The 4,711-nt window shown below is 55.5% G+C and carries 5 protein-coding genes; 1 reads left to right on the top strand and 4 read right to left on the bottom strand.

Annotated elements, in window-relative coordinates; all coding sequences use genetic code 11:
- Nucleotides 1-100: 100 nt before the first annotated feature.
- Together NW853_RS08985 and NW853_RS08980 are read right to left on the bottom strand one after the other, a co-directional pair.
- The gene (locus NW853_RS08985; protein ID WP_414348843.1) at nt 101-1,195 is read right to left on the bottom strand and encodes an ABC transporter permease; all 1,095 of its coding nucleotides are present in this window, start codon (nt 1,193-1,195) and stop codon (nt 101-103) included.
- On the bottom strand, nt 1,195-2,349 hold the full coding sequence (locus NW853_RS08980) for a BMP family ABC transporter substrate-binding protein (RefSeq protein ID WP_414348842.1): 1,155 nt from the start codon (nt 2,347-2,349) through the stop codon (nt 1,195-1,197). Before NW853_RS08980 ends, NW853_RS08985 begins: the two co-directional genes overlap by 1 nt.
- Before the next feature lie 256 nt (nt 2,350-2,605).
- On the opposite strand from NW853_RS08980, the gene NW853_RS08975 reads away from it, so the two are divergent.
- The gene (locus NW853_RS08975; protein WP_414348841.1) at nt 2,606-3,841 is read left to right on the top strand and encodes an amidohydrolase family protein; all 1,236 of its coding nucleotides are present in this window, start codon (nt 2,606-2,608) and stop codon (nt 3,839-3,841) included.
- A gap of 38 nt (nt 3,842-3,879) precedes the next feature.
- On the opposite strand, the gene NW853_RS08970 is transcribed toward NW853_RS08975, so the two are convergent.
- Together NW853_RS08970 and NW853_RS08965 are read right to left on the bottom strand one after the other, a co-directional pair.
- Nucleotides 3,880-4,269 (bottom strand): gamma-glutamylcyclotransferase, encoded by a 390-nt coding sequence (locus tag NW853_RS08970; RefSeq protein ID WP_414348840.1) that lies wholly within the window; start codon nt 4,267-4,269, stop codon nt 3,880-3,882.
- 153 nt (nt 4,270-4,422) lie between these two features.
- Nucleotides 4,423-4,623, bottom strand: coding sequence for a hypothetical protein (locus NW853_RS08965; protein ID WP_414348839.1), 201 nt, complete (start codon nt 4,621-4,623; stop codon nt 4,423-4,425).
- Nucleotides 4,624-4,711 lie beyond the last annotated feature (88 nt).

Here is a 4,711-nt window from a genome sequence, read left to right as displayed (position 1 = left end):
ACTGAATTAGTTGTTTGTAGCTTTTTTCGGAGTTGTTTTTCCGACTGGATGTGAGGTTTGCAGCGAAGCCAGAATAATTGCTCCACAAAGCCCAGTTCACCTATGCCCGCTCCGAGGGATCCCGATCCCGGAAAAAGTCGAAGCGCCCGTAAAGGGATTCACTGTAGAGAATCAGCAAGAAGACGATGCCCTGAAACACTAGCACGGTGGCATCCGGCAAGTTATGGGAGCGCTGCAAAATGCTGCCACTGGCCAGGATCCCTCCCAGGAGAATGGCCACTGCTACTGCTACGGCTGGGTTTTGCCGGGCGACAAAGGCCACCAGAACGCCGCTGTAGCCATAGCCCACACTCAAAGACTCGTTGGCCCGCCCGTGTACGGCAGCCACTTCCACCATGCCTGCCAAGCCGGCACAGGATCCGGCCAGAAAGCTAATGAGCAAGGTGACCTTACCAACCGCAATCCCCACCATTCGGGCCACTTTCGGGTTACCCCCTATTGTGCGCACCGAAAAACCCAAGGTAGTGCGTTGGATCAACACATAGGCAACCAGGCAGGCAACGATGCCATAGACCAAGCCAAAGTGGATGCGAGTACCCCACAGCCGGCCCAACATGTTGGCCTCATCAATGGCAAAGCTGGAGGGCTTGCTCAGGAAACTGGGATCGCGCAATGGCCCCCCCACCCAATGGTTCATCAGTGCGATGGCGATGTAGTTCATCAACAGGCTGCTGATGGTTTCGTTCACGCCCCGGTAGTGGCGCAGGGCCCCCATCGCCATGATCCAGAGGCCGCCGGCCACCATGCCCGCCAAGGCCATCAGAAAAACGACCACGGGTGGAGCCAGGGATCCAGAGCACAGCCCGATAGCTACAGCCGCCACTCCCCCTATCACCAGGGCTCCTTCATTGCCGATGATCACCAGGCCCATGCGGGCCGGTAGGATGGTACACAGGGAGGTCAGCATCAGGGGAGCCGCCCGTTGCAGGGTATTTTGCCAGGAGAACCAACTGCCAAAGGCAGCTTTGTAGATGGAGCTATAGACGGCGATAGGATCCGCGCCGGCCACCGCACAAAACAGACCGAAGATCAGCAGCGAGGCCAACAAAGCCCCACAGGGCAGCAGAATGGGCTCAAGGCTGGAGCGCCAACGTAGCGGAGCCGAACGGGGAACAGCAGAAGAGGTGGTAGCCATCAGCTAGAGATACTCCCGATCACGCCTTCCACTAGGTAATCCATGGATTCCAGCTCAACTGACCGCTGGCCGTATTCCATTCCGGCGGGGATCACCTCTTTGCCGGTATTGTCTTTGAGAGGGCCTTTGTAAATGACCAACGAGCCGGACCGTAACTGAGCGAGAGCAGCTTCCCCGGCTTTTTTCGCCTCCTCGCTGGCTGCCGCTCCCCAGGGAGAAGTTTTGATGAACTTCTCTTTGATGCCCCCCCGAATGAGGTGAGGGATCCCACCGTTCATCAGGGTTTTGCCCGCCTGGATGGCCTCGGCCAATTGGGTGTAGACGGTCGTCCAGTTGTATTCGGCGCCTGTCAAATAGCCTTTGGGAGCCAGAGCCGCTTGGCTGGTGTTGTGACCACAGCTCATCAAGCCCCGCCGCTCTGCGGTTTCGATAACGATTTTGGGACTGTCCACATGGCAGGTAAGCACATCGATGCCTTGGTCGGCCATGCTGTTAGCGGCCTCTGCCTCTTTGACAGGTAGAGCCCAATCTCCCGTAAAGACCACCTGAGTGGTGATGTTGGGGTTGACGCTCTTGGCTCCTAAGGTAAAGCTGTTGATGTTGCGTAGCACAATGGGAATGGGCTTGGCGGCGATAAACCCAAGGCGGTTGCTTTTGGTCATGGAACCGGCCAGCACCCCGTTGATATAGTGTCCCTCGTCCAAGTAGCCGAAGTAGCTGCCAACGTTTTTCGGGTGTACTCCCTCAATGTAAAGTCCACCAGCATGAAAGAACTGCACCTCCGGATATTCCTGGGCTACCCGTAGGATATGGGGATCGTAGTAGCCAAAAGAGGTAGGAAAGAGCACTGTTGCCCCATCCTGCTCGATCATGGCCCGCATAGTTTCTTCCACGGCCACCGTTTCCGGCACATTTTCTTCTTCGATGGTTTTCACCCAAGCTAAGCTAGATAGGCCAACTTTCCCCTCTGCGTGGGACTGGTTCCAGCCAAAGTCATCTTTGGGGCCAACGTAAATAAAGCCGATAGTGATTTCTTTTTTGTTCTGGGCTTGGGCGCGCCACAATTGTGAGGTCAGGGTAAAGGTGGTGGCAGCAGCGGTGGTGCGGATAATTTGTCTGCGGGTGTAAAGGTGTTGAAACGGGAATTGGCTCATCTTGGGCCTCCTATGGATGAAGGAGCTTCCTACTCAAAGGGAATTGAGGCAGTGGGCAATGTGGCGTTCTGACAGGGGAAGGGTGCAGCAAACTCGAATTTATTGCCTTTGGATTTTAATGACCTCTGTCCACAAGTTTTCGTAGCCTAAGCTACAGTCTCTTTGGTTCAAGACCCTGATGCTGCCTTTGTGCTAGCAAAACGCTCTCCTGGTACAGAAATTCCCGCTTTCCCCTGTTCTTTGAGCTTTGCAAGTTATGAATTTTCAACTCCAAGACGGTGTGGTTCTGGCTGGCCCAGAGTTAGTTCCCCATCGCTGCTCTCGCTTTGGGGTAGAACAAGACACCATTACCTGCATGGAACTGGGGGATCCCGTTCTCGCTTTGGAACAGGGATCGTGGGTGATTGTGCCGGCTTTCACCAACAGCCACACCCACATGGGGGATAGCTGTCTGCCGGATGGGGCAACGGGCATGACTTTGGAAGAAGGTTTTTTCCGGCCCAATGGCTACAAATATCGAGAATTGGCCAAACAATCGCGGCAACAGCATCTAGAACACATCGCCGCCCACCTGCGCTACATGGCGGCAACGGGCACCATTCGGCACATCGACTTTCGCGAGCAGGGGGTCTACGGCTGCCAACTGTTGCGAGAAGCTGCGGCCCAAGCGGGGATCCACTCGGTAATCTTGGGCCAGTTTGAGAGCCTCCCTTTTAGTGAGGAGCAATTGCGGCAAAATCGGGATCCCTTGAGCGCCCAAGCCTATCAAGAATTGCAGGAGATTCTGGCAGTAGCGGATGGTTTTTCTGAGAGCACCCTGAACGATTTGACGGAACCTGCCTGGCGGCAAATCCACGACCTAAGCGAGAAAATGGGCAAAATCCGGGCCATCCACTGTTTGGAAAATGAGGGTTATCGAGAAATCAGTCTGGCCATCGCTGGACGGGGAGATTTGGAGCGGGCTCTTGATTTTTACCATCCCCATTTGGTGATTCATGCCACTGTAGCTAATGCTAGCGAGATTCAATTACTCTGCCAGCATCGGGTCAATGTTGTCTTGAACCCACGCGCCAATGCCAATCTGGGACTGCCCTTGCCCCCGATTGCCCGCTTGCTGAAGAGTGAGGTCAACCTCTTGCTGGGCACCGACAATGGACTCCTGAATAGCCCGAACTTGTTGGCAGAGCTGGATTTCACCTACAAAGTGGCCAAAAGCCAATTTGCAGATGCGGTGCGCCCCAATCCGGTGGAGATTTTGAAGATGGTCACCAGCAATATCCGACATTTACGGCCTCTGCTGGGATCTGATGTGTACGGCTATTTGGAGGTGGGGCTGCCTGCCGACTTGGTGGTGCTGGACTTTACCCGTCCTCACTTGCGAGCCAGTCGTCATCTGGTTGCGTCGATTCTCACTCGGGTCACCCCGGCGGATGTAGTGTTGACAATGCGGCAGGGCGAGGTGCTGTGGCGGGATCCCCACCGTGTTAACTGATGCCAAAGCTGTGACTTGGAAAAGCGGATGGGGTGTGATTATTTCTGTCTGTTTCTGGAAGCCATGTAGGCTCGCCACCCTCCCCAAGCGGTAATCTCCAGTTGCCCCTCACACAGGTAGGGTTCGGCTAGGATCCCGAGCACTTCCTCCCCTTTTGCCAAAAGGATGCGGCCCACTGACAAACCAGGCGGCTCTTGCAAAAGGAGTTGGCTCAGTCCATAAGTGGGAATTTCCCAAATTTCCAGAGCAATTGCAGAACCGCCTTGGCGAACCCGTACCATGCCTGGATAAACATCGCCGATGGACCAAAGCCGATAACAAGCGGCTGTTTGGGCCTCTCGCACAAAGCGACCGCCGATTTGCAGTAGGTTCTCATTAAGGGGCAGCCCCCGCATCAGGGTGCCATTCACGGCCAACTGAATGTTCATAGCCAAGGCTTGTCTCGACCAAGACTAGACTGCTTGCAACCCACTCATTTATGGGCAGAGGGCAATCCCGAGAACTCCTCAGGCATTCCAGGCGTGGTGGAAGACGCCCGACCTGCCGATGCGCTCAAAGGTGTGGGCACCGAAGAAGTTCCGCTAGGCCTGGGTGAAGTTTTGCGGCAGGTTTGCGGTGCGGCAGCTGTCGTAGTAGGCCAAGGAGGCGCTGATGGACAGCAAAGTGCCCGGCACCGCTGACGCGAACAGAATCCCAAGAGCTGGCGCACTGGCCACCACCTGCCGCCAGCATCCCTGACACTCTTGGATCGCCTGCTTGAATTTCTCGCTATTGTACACCATCTTCACGTAGTGCCCGCCCCCTTTGGGCCCCAGGTACAGCCTGTTAAAGAATCAAGGGGTACAGTAGCAACACTTAGCAAACCAACTC

The organism is Synechococcus sp. H55.11 (assembly GCF_047462475.1).
Classification (GTDB): Bacteria; Cyanobacteriota; Cyanobacteriia; order Thermostichales; family Thermostichaceae; genus Thermostichus.
The sequence above is the reverse complement of the archived record's forward strand: the minus strand, read 5'-3'. Positions and strand labels throughout refer to the sequence as shown.